Here is a 14,141-nt window from a genome sequence, read left to right on the forward strand (position 1 = left end):
GGCGCGGGGAACTGCGCGACCAGCCGTCGCGTGGCTGCAGGTCACCACCGGCCCCAATGGGGCAGACGCGTGGTCTTCGGACCACCGGCCGGTGGAGGCTGAGCGCGCAGTTCCCCGCGCCCCTACGGGGCACGTCCGGTGCAGTCGGGAGCGTTCCCGCGCCCCTGACGGGGCACCGTCTTACGCCTGAGCCCGGGCGCAGCCCGGGGCTCAGCTGGCGCACACGGGCTTCGGCGGAGCCGGGTTGGCGGCGGCGATGCGGGCTTTGGCGGCGTCGGCGGGGTTGGAGAGGGTGACGAAGCCGGTTCCGATCATGAGGTCGACGGTCTTGCCGGTGCGCTTGGGGTCGATCTTCACGGTGGAGCCGGCGACCTGGGTGCCGGCCTCGCGGGCGGCGGCCTCCCCGGCCGGGCCGGCGAGGATCAGGGCCGACTGGGCGACCTTCTTGTCGTACGGGTCCGGCGCGTTGCCGAACTTGGCGACCTTGAAGCCGCGTTTGGCCAGCTCGTCAGCGGTGGATTTGGCCAGGCCGCCCTTGGCGGTGGCGTTGAAGACGTTCATCGTGACGCCGCCCGGCAGCGGCAGCGGCGCCGGTTTGCCCGTGGGTGTGGGCGCGGCCGTCGCTTTGCAGGACGGGCTGTTCTGCGGGGCCGCGTTCGCCTTGGTGTCGCCCTTGTCTCCCCCGGAGAAGACATGGAAGAGCTGCAGCGCCCCCCAGCCGAAGAGGCCCAGGACCACCACCGCCGCGATCATGGCGGCCAGGACGCGGCCGCGTCTGCGCGGCCGGCGCATCCTCGGGTACTGGTTGCCGGTGACCCGGTACTTCCCTCCCATACCGGAGGGGGTCAGCATGCTCATGAGCGCAGCGTAAGCGGATTGTCAGTCCATCTCCAGGACCCGGGCGTGCAGCACCTGGCGCTGCTGAAGCGCCGCGCGCACTGCCCGGTGGAGGCCGTCTTCCAGATAGAGGTCACCCTGCCATTTGACGACATGTGCGAAGAGGTCGCCATAGAAGGTCGAGTCCTCGGCGAGAAGTGTCTCCAGGTCGAGCTGGCCCTTGGTGGTCACCAACTGGTCCAGCCGAACGGGGCGTGGGGCGACGTCGGCCCACTCACGCGTACTCACCCGGCCGTGGTCCGGGTACGGCCTCCCGTTTCCGATGCGCTTGAAGATCACACGGAAAGCCTACCGGCCCGGCTCCTCCAGGCGCAGCAGTGGCGCGGCGGTGCGATGGTGGCATAAGCCCCATAGCCGCCCCAAGCGGGAGCCGTGATGTCCGATCCCCAGCCGCAGAACCCCTCCGGCCCCGACCCGGGCCCGCTGCCCGCGCCCGCCGCGGAGATCGCGCGGGGGTACGCCTTCACGGGCCCGGCGCTCGATCTGGGGGCGCTGCTGTGGGAGGGCGTCTGCCGCCCGGACGCGCCGGTACGCATCCCGCTGGGGATGCTCAACCGGCACGGTCTGGTGGCCGGTGCGACCGGCACCGGCAAGACCAAGACGCTCCAACTCATCGCGGAACAGCTCTCGGCGCAGGGCGTGCCGGTCTTCCTCGCCGATGTGAAGGGCGACATCTCCGGCGTGTCGGCGCCGGGCGCCGGGGGCGCGAAGGTGGAGCAGCGCGCCGCGGAGGTCGGCCAGACCTGGTCGGCCAGCGGCTTCCCCGCCGAGTTCTACGCGCTCGGCGGCCTGGGTACGGGCATCCCGCTGCGGGCCACCGTCACCAGCTTCGGGCCGGTGCTGATGGCGAAGGTGCTGGGGCTGAACACCACTCAGGAGCAGTCGCTGGGCCTGATCTTCCACTACGCCGACACCAAGGGCCTCGAACTGGTCGACCTCAAGGACCTGCGGGCGGTCATCGCGTTCCTCACCTCCGACGAGGGCAAGGGCGAGCTGAAGGAGATCGGCGGCATCTCGCCCGCCACCGCGGGGGTGGTGCTGCGCACGCTCACCGCCTTCGAGGCACAGGGCGCGTCGTCGTTCTTCGGCGAGCCGGAGTTCGACACGACCCAGCTGCTGCGGACCGCCGCGGACGGGCGCGGCCTGGTCTCCGTACTCGAACTGCCCGCCGTGCAGGACAAACCGCAGCTCTTCTCGACCTTCCTGATGTGGCTGCTGGCGGACCTCTTCCAGGACCTGCCGGAGGTCGGCGACCTCGACCGGCCCAAGCTGGTGTTCTTCTTCGACGAGGCGCATCTGCTGTTCAACGGCGCGTCGAAGGCGTTCCTGGAGTCGATCACCCAGACGGTACGGCTGATCCGCTCCAAGGGTGTCGGGGTGTTCTTCGTCACCCAGACACCGAAGGACGTGCCCGGGGACGTGCTGGGGCAGCTCGGCAACCGGGTGCAGCACGCACTGCGCGCCTTCACGCCCGACGACGCGAAGGCGCTCAGGGCCACGGTGTCGACCTTCCCCAACTCCGCTTACGACCTGGGGAAGTTGCTGACCGCGCTCGGCACCGGCGAGGCGGTCGTCACCGTACTCAGTGAGAACGGGGCACCGACGCCGGTGGCCGCGACCCGGCTGCGCGCGCCGCAGTCGCTGATGGGTCCGGTGGAGCCGGGTGCGCTGGACGCGGCGGTCAAGGGCTCGTCGCTGTACGGGACGTACGCGCAGGCGGTGGACCGCGAGTCGGCGTACGAGAAGCTGGCGGCGGCGGAGGCCGCGAAGGAGGCGGCGGCCGCCGCCCCCGCGACCGAGCCGGCGGCCGCGCGGCCCGGACCGGCGAAGGCGGGCAAGGCGGCGCAGGACGAGGAGGGGCTGGTCGAACAGGTCGTCCACAGCGGCATGTTCAAGTCCCTGGCCCGTTCCGTCGGCACCCAGGTCGGGCGCGAGATCACCCGCTCGCTCTTCGGGGTGCGCAAGCGGTGAGCCCGGCTCCGGGGTTCAGCGGGTGCGGGCGCGGGTCCAGACCTGGGTGGGGTGGGTGCGCAGGTCGCCGATACGGGTCCAGCCCCAGGCGCGCAGGGCGCTGTGGGCGGCGTCGGCGTCCGCGGCGACGCGTGCGGTGACCAGGGCGGCGTTGCTGCGCAGCAGGAGCTGGCCGATCAGGCGGGTGGCGATGCCCTGGCGGCGGAAGGCGGGCAGCACCATCAGTTCCGCCAGCGTGAAGACCTGGCCGGACGCGGTCAGTTCACCGATCCGCGGCGGCAGTTCGCCGTCGAAGTCGCGCCAGGGGTCGTCGTAGCGGTCGAGCACGAAGCCGTACGCGGCCCCGGTCATCCGCCGCTCGCTGGCCACCACCATGTCGAAGCCGGGCCGCCGGGTGTCGGCGGTGAAGCGCCGCAGATACGCCTCCCGGTCGGGCGGCTCCTCGCCCGGTGCGTCCGCGCGCGGGTAGACCTCCGCGAACACGTCTGCCACGGCGTCCTGTTGCTGTTCGGCCTGCCACCTGGACATGCGGCGCGTGAACACCTCGACCACGAATGCCTCCCGCATATGCCCCGCCCCCGGCCGGTCAGCCGCCCCGGACCGAGCATCATGCCCGCGTGGTACCGGCGCAAACCGCCCGGAGGCAGCAGCGCGACGCCGCGAACGGCCAGATCGCGGGCCAGGTCCCCGGGACCCGAGCCGGAGTAGGATGGACGTACCGAGGGCATTTCGCACACCGGCAGTCAAGCCGGCGTCGTTCGCGGCGAACGACGGTGCCGGGCCCGCCAGACACGGGCCCGGAGACGGGCACGTGTGCCATGTCCTCGACCCATGAACCCCTGACGACGGCGCGAGCCGCGCTTCCGGACGGCCCTGACCGCTCCGATGACGCGGACCGGCGGGCGCCGGCCAGGATCGCCTTGACGCCCGGCGGCCGCAGTGACGGGCGCGGGGTGGTCGGGCGAGGTCTGCTGGACGGCGCCTGGTGGCCCCGGTCCCGTGATCTCACTCTCGAACTCCCGCCGCTGGTCGATGAGTTGGAGCAGACCTGGGGACGGGTCACCCGTGTCGCCGTCAATCCCGAGCACTGGTCGGTCATCCCGAAGAAGGTGGCCGCCGACGGGCGGACCGTCCATGTGGGCTGGTTCGCGGCCGAGCAGGACCCCCACAAGCTGCTCCTGCTCTCGTACCGCAACGCGCGCTGGGACCTGCTGGTGATTCCGCCGGAGACCCCTCGTGCCACTGCCGTCCGGCTGCTGGCCGCGGCCTCCGACCCGCGCAACGTCCTGACCGCCAGCGCCCTCATCGCCCAGCCTCACACCGGCGCGGAACAGACGGGCGGGCGGAAATGACACGTCATCGCGTGTTCGGACCGGGGGACACTCCGCAGGCCACGGTGGTGGACGCGGCTGTCGAAGCCATTGAGGGCAGCGGCGGAGCCGACAGCGCCGTCGTCGGCGGCGGGGCGGGGAACGGGGAGCGGATGCTGCCCGCGGCCGGGTTCGCGGAGGTGCGGATCGTGGCCGCGTCCCCCGAGGTGGCGCGCAAGATCGCCCAGGTGCTGCGGATCCGGTTCGCCGCGACCGAGCAGCGCAGTTCCCCCGCGGGTTGCGTCGACGGCGGCACGCGGCTGGATCTCACGGTGGACACCGTCCACTTCCCCGACGCGTCAGGACCGTTCCAGCTCCGGCTGGTCGGCGGCAGCGGTACCCGCCGGGCGGAGGCCCGGGACGCCACGGATGTCCCGACGCGGGACTCCCGGCCGCCCGAGCCCCCATCCCCCATCCAGGACGATCCGTCCGGAGACAGGCCCACCAGATGAGCGCCATGATCGGCGAACCACTGCCCCAGCCCCTGACGCTGCCGCCCGCGTGGCAGGGGCCGCGCGCCAGGCTGTCCCTGGTACGCGAGGGCCTCGGGCCGGTCCGGATCGACGGGGCCTGGTGGCCGCGTTCGCCCGATCTCGTGAACGAGCTGCCGCCGCTGCTGGCCGCACTCGCCGAGCGGTGGGGGTACATCACCCATGTGACGGTGGACGGTTCGATGTGGCTGCCGGGCGCGTCCGCGATGGTTCTGGGCGGCCGTACGCTGCGCATCATCCGCTCCACCAGCGCCGGTCACCGCCACACGGCCTGCCTGCTGATACGGGGCGTCGGCCGCTGCGACCTGATCGTCGTCCCCCCGGACGCCCCGGAGTACCAGGCCCGCCGCCTGATGGCGGCCACCGTCGTCCGCTACTGAGCCGGCGGTGACGACGCGAAGGCGTCGAGGGTTTGGGTGAGTTGGGCGCGGAGCGCTTCGCTTCCCTTGTGGCCGGTGTTCCCGACGAGGGTGAGGTGGGCGTCGGGCCAGGCTCGGGTGAGGGAGACGGCGGTGTCGAGGGGGCTGCTGAGGTCGAGGCGGCCGTGGAAGAGGGCGCCGGGGATGCCGGTGAGGCGGGGGGCGTGGTGGAGGAGGGCGGACTCGGGGAGCCAGGCGGCGTGGGAGAAGTAGTGGGTGGTGATGCGGACCATGGCGAGGCGGGCGCGGGTGGGGCGGTCGCCGTAGGGGTGGGGGGAGCCGTGGGGTTCGAGGGAGAGGACCGCGTCCTCCCAGGCGCACCAGTCGTCGGTGGCCTTGGCGCGTACGGCGGGGTCGGGGTCGGAGACGAGCCGGGCGTAGGCGGCGGGCAGGTCGTCGCGGCCGTCCTCGGGGACCGCGTCACGGAAGCGGGCCCACTCCTCGGGGAAGAAGCGGCTGACGCCGCGGTAGAGCCAGTCGATCTCGCGGCGCCGGGTGGTGGTGACGCCGTTGATGACGATCTCCGAGACGCGCTCGGGGTACCGCTGGGCGTAGGCGAGGATCAGGGTGGAGCCCCAGGAGCCGCCCATGAGCAGCCAGCGGTCGATGCCGAGGTGGGTGCGGAGCCGTTCCATGTCGGCGATGAGGTGCTCGGTGGTGTTGTGGCGCAGGTCGGTGGACGGGTCGGCGGCGTGCGGGGTGCTGCGGCCGCAGCCGCGCTGGTCGAAGAGGACCACCCGGTAGCGGGCCGGGTCGAAGAACTGCCGCATTCCGGGGGTGCAGCCCGATCCCGGGCCGCCGTGCACGACGACGGCGGGCTTGCCCGCGGGATCGCCGCAGACCTCCCAGTGGACGCGGTTGCCGTCGCCGACGTCGAGCATGCCCTCGTCGTACGGGGCGATGGGTGGGTAGGTCGTCATCCCTACAATCTAACAGCGCTGTTATATTTAGGGGCATGAACGCCCCTCCCGGGCCGGAACTCCTCGGCACCCGCCTGCGCCACCTGCTGGAACTCCTCGACGGCGAGGTCGCCGCCGTCTACCCCGCCCTGGGACTGGGCGACGGCTACCGGCCCCGCTTCACCCCGGTGGTCCGCGCCCTCGCCGCCGCCGGGCCCGCGGCCATCCGCGATCTGGCCCGTTCGCTGGGCGTCACGCACTCCGCGGCCAGCCAGACCGTCGCCCAGATGGCCAGAGCGGGCCTGGTCACGCTGGCGCCGGGCGCGGACGCCCGGCAGCGCATCGTCCGGCTCACCCCGAAGGCGGTCGCGCTGCTGCCCGCGCTGGAGCGGGAGTGGGCGGCCACCGCGGCGGCCGCCCGCGCCTTCGAGGCCGAGCTGCCCTATCCGCTCAGCGGGCCCGGCGGGCTGATCCAGCAGGCGCTGGCGGCGCTGGAGCGACGCCCGATGCGGGAGCGGATCACCGCCGAGCTGGCCGGGACGGGTCCTGAGGGCGGCCGGGAGGGGATTCCGGACGCGTCCGGAGGGGCAATTACCGAGGGATCCTGAATCGCCGATTCGCGGCCCTGCGGGCAGTGTGGAAGATGCGACCGTGGAACGTACGGCGTCGTACGACCTGCGACGGATCTCCGAGGAGGGACGCCGATGCCTGCCGACCCTCCACCGCGCGATCCGCCGGAGAGCTGGCTCTGGCCCGCGCTGCTGGACGGCACCGAGGCGGGTGTCGCGGTGCTCGACACCGATCTGCGGTACGTGTACGTGAACCCCGCGCTCGCCCGGATGAACGGGATCAGAGCCGAGGCGCACTACGGCAGGACCATCTCCGAGATCGTGCCGGGCGTCGACGCGAACGAGGACTTCCTCCGGATGGTGCTGGCCGACGGCGAGCCGCGGGTGATGGTCTCCAGCGGGCAGACCCGCGCCGACTCACCGCACAAGCTGCGCTACTGGCAGGGCAGCTACCACCGGATCGAGGACCCCGACGGGCGGATCCACGGCCTCGGCGCGGTGGTCCTGGAGGTGAGCGCCGACCGGGAGACACAGCGGGAGCTGGAGCGGGCCAGGGAGCGGCTGATGCTGCTGGACGCCGCCGCCGTACGGATCGGCTCGACGCTGGAGATGGACCGGACGTGCCAGGAGCTGGCCGATCTGCTGGTCGAGGTGATCGCCGACACCGCGACCGTGGAGGTGCTGGCGGCGGAGGAGTACGGGAAGCGTCCGCCGTCGCAGGGGACGCTGCGGCTGCGCCGGGCGGCGATGGCGGCCAGGCCCGCGCTGCGAGAGAAGGTCAAGGAGTTCGGCACGCCCGGTGAGTACGTCGACTACCAGCGCGGCGCGGCGATCCCGCGGTGCCTGGAGACCGGGCGTCCCGTGGTGCAGAACCTGCCCTCCGACGACGCGCTGGGCCGGGCGGCGCCCAGCGCGGAACGGGTCGCCGCGTACCGCGCCGCGGGCATCCACTCCGCGCTGGTGGTGCCGCTGGCGGCGCGCGGCGACAAGCTCGGCACGGTCTCGCTGGTGCGGGCCGGTACGTCGCCGGTCTTCGATCCCGAGGACATCGCGGTGGCCCGTGCGCTCGCCGACCGGGCCGCGATCAGCCTGGACAACGCGCGCCGCTACAGCCGCGAGCACGGCATCGCCCTGGAGCTCCAGCGCGCGCTGCTGGCCACCCCCGGCATCCCGCACCCGGAGATCGACGTGGCCACCCGCTATCTGCCCGCGGGCGCCACCGATCTGGTGGGCGGCGACTGGTTCGACACCCTGGCGCTGCCCGGCGGGCTGACCCTGCTGGCCATGGGCGACGTGATGGGCCACGGGGTGGGGGCCGCCGTCGAGATGAGCCACTACCGGTCGATGCTGCGGGTGGTGGCGGGCGAGGGCGACGCGCCGCACGAGATCCTGAGCCGGATGGACGTGCTGCTCACCGCCGCGGGCGCCGAGCGGCCCGCGACCTGCCTGCTCGGGCTGGCCGACCCAGTGCGCGGCGCCTGCTGGTTCGCCAACGCCGGTCATCTGCCGCCCGCCCTGGTCTCGCCGCGCGGCGACATCGTGATGCTGGACGTGCCGCCGGGCCCGCCGCTCGGCGCCGACCTGCGGGGCATCTACGAGACGGTGTACGTACGGTGGGGGCCGGGCGAGACACTGCTGCTCTACACTGACGGCCTGGTCGAGCGGCGCAACGAGGACATCGACTCCTCGCTGGCCCGGCTGGCGGCGCTGAGCATCCCGCACGCGTCGGGTCCGCTGGACGCGATGCTCGCCCGGATCGTGCACCGGCTGGCGCCGGCCGCCACCGAGGACGACGTGGCCCTGCTGGCCGCCCGGGCGCGCACGTAACCTTGGGGTGGACCCGGCGAATGGCCGGTCGCGAGGCCGATCCCGCGTGAGGAGCGAGGCATGACCGAACGCAAGCCGCCCGGCGTCCCCTTCGAGTCGTGGGTGGACAAGCAGATCCGCGAGGCCGAGGCGCGCGGCGAGTTCGCGGACCTGCCCGGCGCCGGGAAGCCGCTGGAGTCGCTCAACACGCCTTACGACGAACTGTGGTGGGTCAAGCGGAAGATGCACCAGGAGGGCCTGTCCTTCCTGCCCCCGTCGCTCCAGCTCCGCAAGGCGGCGGAGGACGCGCTCGCCGCGGCGATGGCGGCCGGGTCCGAGGACGAGGTGCGCCGCGTCCTGACCGGGATCAACGACAAGCTGCGCGAGGCGCTGCGCCGGCCGCCCGAGGGACCGCCGCTCAACCGCGGGCTGTTCGACGTCGAGCAGGTCGTCGCCGACTGGCGTGCGGCGCGGGACGCGACCTCCGACGGCTCCTCGGAACCGGACGGGCAGGGGCGTCGTGCGGTTTGAGGCGGTGCCGATGCCCGCGCCGGTCGACGCCAGGCCGCGCGACGGCCGCGGCTATCCCGTACCGGCGATCACGCCCTGGGAGGGCGACCAGCCGCAGTTCGCGCTGACCGACTACGAGCGCAGCGCCAACTGCGCGCGGCAGCGGCTGTGTTCGGTGTGCGACACGCTGATGCCGCGGGGCCCGGTGTGGCGGGTGGTCGGCGCCGGGGAGAGCGAGGCGATCGGCGGGGCACTGGCGGCGGGGCGCGCGTACCGCAACCTCGCGCCGACCCTGGAGGGCCCGGGGCACCGGGCCTGCATGCTCTACGCCTCGATGGTCTGCCCGTACCTGGCCCGGCCCAACGCGCGCCGCGGTCTGGACGCGCGGCAGCCGGACGACATGACCGAGCATGTCGTCCGGGGCGCGGTGCGCGGTGCGATGGGCGCGGTCGTCGGGTTCGCGGACTACGAGTTCGCGGTGACCGCCACGCAGGTGCTGTTCCGCTTCCTCGACGTGGTCGAGTTCCTGCCCCACGACACCGCCGACGCGCACCTCGACGAGCTGCGCGCCGAACTGGCCGGAAGGGGCGGCGGGACTCAGCCGCGGTAGGCGGGCAGACCCGTGTAGGAGGAGACCCGGACCGGTGCCTGCGAGCCGTTGGCCGGCAGGGTCACGATGCCGCTGGGCGTACGGGCGGCGATGGTCCTGCCGTCGGGCGAGAAGGCGGGCTCGGTGTAGTCGGTGGTGGCGTGCGGGGTGAGGTCCTTGTACGTCGGGCCGCCGTTGGTCGACGTCTCCAGGAACAGGTGGTCGTGGCCGCCGACCGAACGGACGAAGACGATGTCCTGGTCCTGGGCGGGCGACATCGCGGGCTCGGAGCCGGCGGCCAGCTTGCTGCCCTGCTGCCGCAGGTAGTCGTCGCGGATGTAGACGTCACCGGTGCCGGCGTTGGCGTACACCGAAGTGCCGTACTTGCCGGCCGCGTTGGGCCAGGAGTTGCCGGTCTGCGGGATCGACGGGGCGCCCGGTCCCGACTCGGCGTTCAGGCTGAGGACCTTGGGCGTGCCCTGGTGGGCGGTGGCCGGGATGCCGTACAGCTTCCAGACGTTGGCGTTGCGGACGGCGAAGAGCAGGTTGTTCGCGGCGGGGATCTGGTTCTGGGTGTCGTACGGCCGCACCTGCCAGGTCGGGTGGGACCAGGTCTGGTTGCCCGGGTTCTTGGCGACGACGACGCGGCCGCTGCCGTCGGGGTTGGCCACGGCCAGGTCGCCGTCGCCGTCGATGAAGGCCGCCTTGGCGCCGTTGGGCGACCAGGCCAGGTCGCGCACCGCGGTGCCGAAGTCGACCCGGGTGCCGTTCATGACCACGTAGCGGGTGCCGTCGCTGATCGTCAGGCCGTTGTGCGCGGTGCCGTTGAGCGCGGGGGTGACCGGCCGGGTGTGGGAGACCGGCTTGGCGGCCGTCCCGTTCTTGGCGCCGCCGTTCGTGGTGGTGCCGTTCTTCTTCGCGCCGGAGACGCCCTTGCTCCCGGCCTTGGCCGACGGGCTGGTGCTGACCGAGGCGTTGTCGCCCGTGGGGCCGCAGGCCGTCAGCAGCATCGTGGCACCGGTGATGCCGGCGGTCAGGGCGATGGCGGCGGCGGTGCTGCGGGTGCGGGATCGGGCGCGAGCGGTCATTTCGGTTTCCCCCAGGAACGGTGACGGTTTCTGCTCCGTGCGCTGTGACGCGATGTGAGAAGAGTGCCCGCGCAACATCGCCGCGCTGTGCGCCCGCTGTCACAGCCGGGCAACAGCGGGTGCCCGGGCCGGATGACCAGGGCGCCTGCCCGGCGAGGGCCGACTGCTAGCCTGGCGGCCACGGGAGTAGGAGACGGATGGGCATGGGCGCGGACGTGGAGACCACCGGCGTCGAACCCGGTCCCGAAACGCTCAGCCGCTGGCGGTCGCCGCTGCGTGGCCAGTGGTCCGTCGTCGGCGTGGTGGCGCTGGGCGGGATGATCGGCGCCCTGGCGCGCTACGGCGCCGCGCTGGAGTGGCCGGTCGCGGCCGGGCGCTTCCCCTGGACGACGCTGTGGGTCAACGTCGTCGGGTGCGCGGTGATAGGCGTCTTCATGGTGGTGATCACCGAGGGCCGTCCGGCGCACCGGCTGGTGCGGCCCTTCTTCGGCACCGGTGTCCTCGGCGGCTTCACCACCTTCTCGACGTACGCCGTCGACATCCAGAAGCTGATCAAGGCGCACGAGACGGCTCGCGCGCTGCTGTATCTGGGGGCGACCTTGCTGGCGGCGCTCGCCGCCGTGTGGTGCGCGGCGTGGACCACGCGCCGTGTCCTGGCCTGGAGGATTCCATGACGACTCGGCTCAGTGGTACGGCGCTGCGGGCGACGATCCTCATCGGTGAGAGCGATGTGTGGCACCACAAGCCGCTCTACACCGAGATCGTGCACCGGGCGCACAAGGAGGGGCTCGCGGGCGCCAGCGTCTTCCGCGGTATTGAGGGCTTCGGCGCGTCCTCGCTGATCCACACCTCGCGGCTGCTGTCGCTGAGCGAGGACCTCCCGGTGGCCGTCGTCATCGTGGACACCGAGGAGAAGGTCCGCGCCTTCCTGCCGCACCTCGACGAACTGATCGGCGGCGGCCTGGTGACCCTCGACCGGTGCGAGGTCGTCACCTACGCGGGGCGGTCCGGCGGTGGCGGGTCGTGAACTGGGCCAACTGGCTGCTGGTCGCCGCGGGCGCCGCCGTCGGCGCGCCGCTGCGGTTCCTCACCGACCGCGCGGTGCAGGCCCGGCACGACTCGGTCTTCCCCTGGGGCACCTTCGTGGTGAACGTGACGGGCTGTCTGATCCTCGGCACCCTGACCGGCGCGGCCACCGAGGGCGCCGCCTCGTCGCATGTGCAGCTGCTGCTCGGCACCGGGCTGTGCGGCGCGTTGACGACGTACTCGACCTTCAGTTACGAGACGCTGCGGCTGGCCGAGGGCGGCGCGCGGCTCTACGCGGCGGCCAACGCGGTCGTCAGCGTGGTGGTCGGACTCGGAGCTGTGTTCGTCGGCGTGGCGCTCGCCTCTGCCCTGTGGGGGTGAAGCGCGCGGACGCCGGGTGACGGCTGGTCCCCCTCGGCGTGCCCTGCGGCGCTCTCGCGCGTTGTATCGATCATGAACGTATCGCGCATCCTCAGCACCGCCGCCGTCGGTTCCTTCCTGCTCGCCGCCGGGGCCCCCGCCGCCATGGCCGCCGAAGGCTCCGCCGATCTGGGCTCCACCCTGAGCAGCACGGCGATCACCGCGTCCGCCGCGGGCCAGCAGGCCAAGGGCGCCACCTCCAGCGTGCTGGGGGAGTACAAGGTCGACCAGAAGGTCACCGACGTGAAGAACGTCGTCCAGGCCGGGACCGACGCGGTCAACGCCGGGAACGACCTGGTGCACTGACCTTTCGCGGCGAACCCGAAGGGGCGCCCCACCGGACCGGAAGGTCCCGCGGGGCGCCCCTGTGCGTGGGGCGGCGGCCCCGGCGCGGGCGCTAGCGCTTGAGGGTGCTGATCGGCACGATGCAGTGCGCCGCCGTGCCCAGCGTCTCCGCGTCCCCGGCGAACGCCTGCAGCTGCTCCTCGGTGAGCGCGCGGCCCGGGGTCGCCTCCGGCCAGGGGCGGGTGGCGAGGATCAGGTACACCGCGCCGCGGTCGTGCGCGGCTGCCACCCACTGCTCGGGCATCGGGCAGGCGGCGTGCAGATACGGCATGCTCAGCACCGCCTTGCCGCCCTCGACGAGCAGGCGCACCGACACCCTGGGCGCCTGGGAGACGTCGAGGATCGCACCGCCCACCGGCAGCCCGATCTCCTCGGCGACGGCCAGCAGCGCCTCCTGCCCGGCCTCGGGCCCTTCGGGGCCGTCACCGAGCGAGTACGCCATCAGGAACGGCATGTCCCGGCCGTCGTCGCTGTGTTCGCCCGCCCACCCCATCACCATGAAGGTGCCGATACGGCGCTGCAGGGTCGGATTGGGCGCGGTGTTCGTCTGGCTCATGCGCCGGACCCTAACGGCCGCGGCGCTCCGGCCGGGCCGGATATCACCTCAGCGGGCGACCCGCGGCAGGGGGATTCGTCCTTTCGGGGAGTTACCGGCCACGCCTGCGCACTCTAACGGCTCAGCAGTGATATATGGACTCCGCATCTTTGAACGTCGGCTCCGCGCCCCCCATATGGCGCCTCTTCTGAAGTGCGCGGCACTTTTCCGTGACCAGGGGGTGTTTCTCGCGGTTGCGGTACGACAGTCAGCTTTTCACGGTGGTCGAGTAGTCATTCACCACCGAAGGGAACACCTCCTCATGCGTAACCAAAGGGTCACCGGTGTGGTCGTCTCCGCCGCGCTCGTGGCCACTCTCGCGGGCGGGGCGCTGGCGGCCACCGCATCCGCCAGTCCCGCTCCCACCGCCGTCCCGCGCGCGGCAGCGGCTCCCGACGCGGCGGCGCTGATCGCGCAGGCCAAGTCCCTCGGTGGGGTGGCCGGGATCACCGCCCCCGTCGCGAAGCTGGTCCAGGACCTGCTCGCCTCCCCCGGCACGGCCTCGCAGGACACCATCGCCGCGGACGTCGCCGCGGTGAAGTCCGGCATCGACGCGGCCAAGGAGGCCGTCCAGTCCCTGCAGGCCACGGCGCCGGACGACTCCGCGTCCGACAGCGATGCGCCGGACGTCGGCGCGCCCGGCACCGGCGCCCCGGACGCCACCATCTCCGGTACCGACACGGCCGCCGACCACGCGGCCGACGTGCCCGATGTCGCCGCGCCCGCGCAGAAGGCCGCCTCGCCGCGTGACACCGCGACCGACGCCCTCACCTCGCTCCAGGCGGCCGTGGACGCGCTGGCCAAGGCCGCCACGTCGGACGTGTCCGGCCTGCTGACCTCCGCCACCGGGGTGGTCGGCAGCCTGCTGAACGTGGCGCTCTCCCTGGTCTCCGGTCTGCTCCCGGGCGTCAGCCTGCCCACGCTGCCGACGACCCCGTCGCTGCCGACCACCCCGTCCCTCCCCACCACCCCGTCCCTGCCGGCCACCCCCACGACTCCCACGCTCCCGTCGGTGCCGCTGCTGAGCCTGCCGCTGCTCTGACCAGGCGCTGATCCGCACCCCGATCGGGGTGCGGACGGCCCGTGGCGCGCGCGTGCCACGGGCCGTCACCCGGTCGGCGGATTCTGATACGTGGTCACTGATTC

General features: G+C 72.9%; 19 protein-coding genes. 13 read left to right on the plus strand and 6 right to left on the minus strand.

The features are described from left to right. Window positions 1–210 precede the first annotated feature (210 nt). Together AB0M29_RS33825 and AB0M29_RS33830 are read right to left on the minus strand one after the other, a co-directional pair. Window positions 211–858, minus strand: coding sequence for a LytR C-terminal domain-containing protein (locus AB0M29_RS33825; protein ID WP_365389849.1), 648 nt, complete (start codon window positions 856–858; stop codon window positions 211–213). 21 nt (window positions 859–879) lie between these two features. Continuing rightward, window positions 880–1,176 carry a type II toxin-antitoxin system VapB family antitoxin gene (locus tag AB0M29_RS33830; RefSeq protein WP_093712089.1) on the minus strand — a complete coding sequence of 99 codons (297 nt, stop codon included), beginning with the start codon at window positions 1,174–1,176 and terminating at the stop codon, window positions 880–882. A gap of 96 nt (window positions 1,177–1,272) precedes the next feature. Between AB0M29_RS33830 and AB0M29_RS33835 the strand changes: the two genes are divergently transcribed. Beyond that, window positions 1,273–2,868, plus strand: a complete 1,596-nt coding sequence (locus tag AB0M29_RS33835) for a helicase HerA-like domain-containing protein (protein ID WP_365389853.1) — start codon at window positions 1,273–1,275, stop codon at window positions 2,866–2,868. Window positions 2,869–2,883: 15 nt separating this feature from the next. Here the strand turns inward: AB0M29_RS33835 and AB0M29_RS33840 are convergent, their stop codons facing one another. Beyond that, on the minus strand, window positions 2,884–3,396 hold the full coding sequence (locus AB0M29_RS33840) for a GNAT family N-acetyltransferase (protein WP_365389855.1): 513 nt from the start codon (window positions 3,394–3,396) through the stop codon (window positions 2,884–2,886). Window positions 3,397–3,686: 290 nt separating this feature from the next. Between AB0M29_RS33840 and AB0M29_RS33845 the strand changes: the two genes are divergently transcribed. The 3 genes from AB0M29_RS33845 to AB0M29_RS33855 are packed head-to-tail and all read left to right on the plus strand — an operon-like array spanning window position 3,687 to window position 5,109. After that, window positions 3,687–4,220, plus strand: coding sequence for a DUF5994 family protein (locus AB0M29_RS33845; protein ID WP_365389858.1), 534 nt, complete (start codon window positions 3,687–3,689; stop codon window positions 4,218–4,220). Then, complete coding sequence (locus AB0M29_RS33850) at window positions 4,217–4,690, plus strand: hypothetical protein (protein ID WP_365390007.1); 474 nt, start codon at window positions 4,217–4,219, stop codon at window positions 4,688–4,690. The genes AB0M29_RS33845 and AB0M29_RS33850 overlap by 4 nt, the downstream gene beginning before the upstream one ends. Next, window positions 4,687–5,109, plus strand: coding sequence for a DUF5994 family protein (locus tag AB0M29_RS33855; protein WP_365389860.1), 423 nt, complete (start codon window positions 4,687–4,689; stop codon window positions 5,107–5,109). The genes AB0M29_RS33850 and AB0M29_RS33855 overlap by 4 nt, the downstream gene beginning before the upstream one ends. On the opposite strand, the gene pip is transcribed toward AB0M29_RS33855, so the two are convergent. After that, window positions 5,103–6,068, minus strand: coding sequence for a prolyl aminopeptidase (gene pip, locus AB0M29_RS33860; RefSeq protein WP_365389863.1), 966 nt, complete (start codon window positions 6,066–6,068; stop codon window positions 5,103–5,105). The two genes, AB0M29_RS33855 and pip, sit on opposite strands and share 7 nt — an antisense overlap. A gap of 35 nt (window positions 6,069–6,103) precedes the next feature. Here pip and AB0M29_RS33865 point away from each other — a divergent pair, with 35 nt between their 5' ends. From AB0M29_RS33865 to AB0M29_RS33880, 4 genes are all read left to right on the plus strand, one after another. Further along, window positions 6,104–6,655: a MarR family transcriptional regulator gene (locus AB0M29_RS33865; protein WP_365389866.1), complete on the plus strand. Its 552-nt coding sequence runs from the start codon at window positions 6,104–6,106 to the stop codon at window positions 6,653–6,655. 96 nt (window positions 6,656–6,751) lie between these two features. Beyond that, on the plus strand, window positions 6,752–8,443 hold the full coding sequence (locus AB0M29_RS33870) for a SpoIIE family protein phosphatase (RefSeq protein WP_365389869.1): 1,692 nt from the start codon (window positions 6,752–6,754) through the stop codon (window positions 8,441–8,443). A 60-nt stretch (window positions 8,444–8,503) separates the two neighbouring features. Continuing rightward, window positions 8,504–8,953, plus strand: coding sequence for a DUF1992 domain-containing protein (locus tag AB0M29_RS33875; protein WP_365389872.1), 450 nt, complete (start codon window positions 8,504–8,506; stop codon window positions 8,951–8,953). A 10-nt stretch (window positions 8,954–8,963) separates the two neighbouring features. Continuing rightward, window positions 8,964–9,542, plus strand: a complete 579-nt coding sequence (locus tag AB0M29_RS33880; RefSeq protein WP_365389874.1) for a hypothetical protein — start codon at window positions 8,964–8,966, stop codon at window positions 9,540–9,542. On the opposite strand, the gene AB0M29_RS33885 is transcribed toward AB0M29_RS33880, so the two are convergent. After that, window positions 9,530–10,609 (minus strand): hypothetical protein, encoded by a 1,080-nt coding sequence (locus AB0M29_RS33885; RefSeq protein ID WP_365389876.1) that lies wholly within the window; start codon window positions 10,607–10,609, stop codon window positions 9,530–9,532. The two genes, AB0M29_RS33880 and AB0M29_RS33885, sit on opposite strands and share 13 nt — an antisense overlap. Window positions 10,610–10,812: 203 nt before the next feature. On the opposite strand from AB0M29_RS33885, the gene crcB (AB0M29_RS33890) reads away from it, so the two are divergent. The 4 genes from crcB (AB0M29_RS33890) to AB0M29_RS33905 all read left to right on the plus strand — a co-directional run bounded on the left by crcB (AB0M29_RS33890) (window position 10,813) and on the right by AB0M29_RS33905 (window position 12,361). After that, complete coding sequence (gene crcB, locus AB0M29_RS33890) at window positions 10,813–11,283, plus strand: fluoride efflux transporter CrcB (RefSeq protein WP_365389878.1); 471 nt, start codon at window positions 10,813–10,815, stop codon at window positions 11,281–11,283. After that, a complete protein-coding gene (locus AB0M29_RS33895) occupies window positions 11,280–11,636 on the plus strand; it encodes a DUF190 domain-containing protein (protein WP_365389880.1) in 357 nt (118 codons plus the stop codon). Before crcB (AB0M29_RS33890) ends, AB0M29_RS33895 begins: the two co-directional genes overlap by 4 nt. Next, window positions 11,633–12,016, plus strand: a complete 384-nt coding sequence (gene crcB / locus AB0M29_RS33900; protein WP_365389883.1) for a fluoride efflux transporter CrcB — start codon at window positions 11,633–11,635, stop codon at window positions 12,014–12,016. Before AB0M29_RS33895 ends, crcB (AB0M29_RS33900) begins: the two co-directional genes overlap by 4 nt. Before the next feature lie 72 nt (window positions 12,017–12,088). After that, window positions 12,089–12,361 carry a hypothetical protein gene (locus AB0M29_RS33905; RefSeq protein WP_365389885.1) on the plus strand — a complete coding sequence of 91 codons (273 nt, stop codon included), beginning with the start codon at window positions 12,089–12,091 and terminating at the stop codon, window positions 12,359–12,361. A 91-nt stretch (window positions 12,362–12,452) separates the two neighbouring features. Here AB0M29_RS33905 and AB0M29_RS33910 read toward each other — a convergent pair whose 3' ends face one another. Further along, window positions 12,453–12,956 carry a DUF5949 family protein gene (locus tag AB0M29_RS33910; protein ID WP_365389887.1) on the minus strand — a complete coding sequence of 168 codons (504 nt, stop codon included), beginning with the start codon at window positions 12,954–12,956 and terminating at the stop codon, window positions 12,453–12,455. Window positions 12,957–13,257: 301 nt separating this feature from the next. On the opposite strand from AB0M29_RS33910, the gene AB0M29_RS33915 reads away from it, so the two are divergent. Then, on the plus strand, window positions 13,258–14,037 hold the full coding sequence (locus AB0M29_RS33915; RefSeq protein ID WP_365389889.1) for a hypothetical protein: 780 nt from the start codon (window positions 13,258–13,260) through the stop codon (window positions 14,035–14,037). Window positions 14,038–14,141: the final 104 nt, after the last annotated feature.

Origin of the sequence: Streptomyces sp. NPDC051976, from assembly GCF_040680795.1 — a bacterium.
Lineage (GTDB): Bacteria > Actinomycetota > Actinomycetes > Streptomycetales > Streptomycetaceae > Actinacidiphila.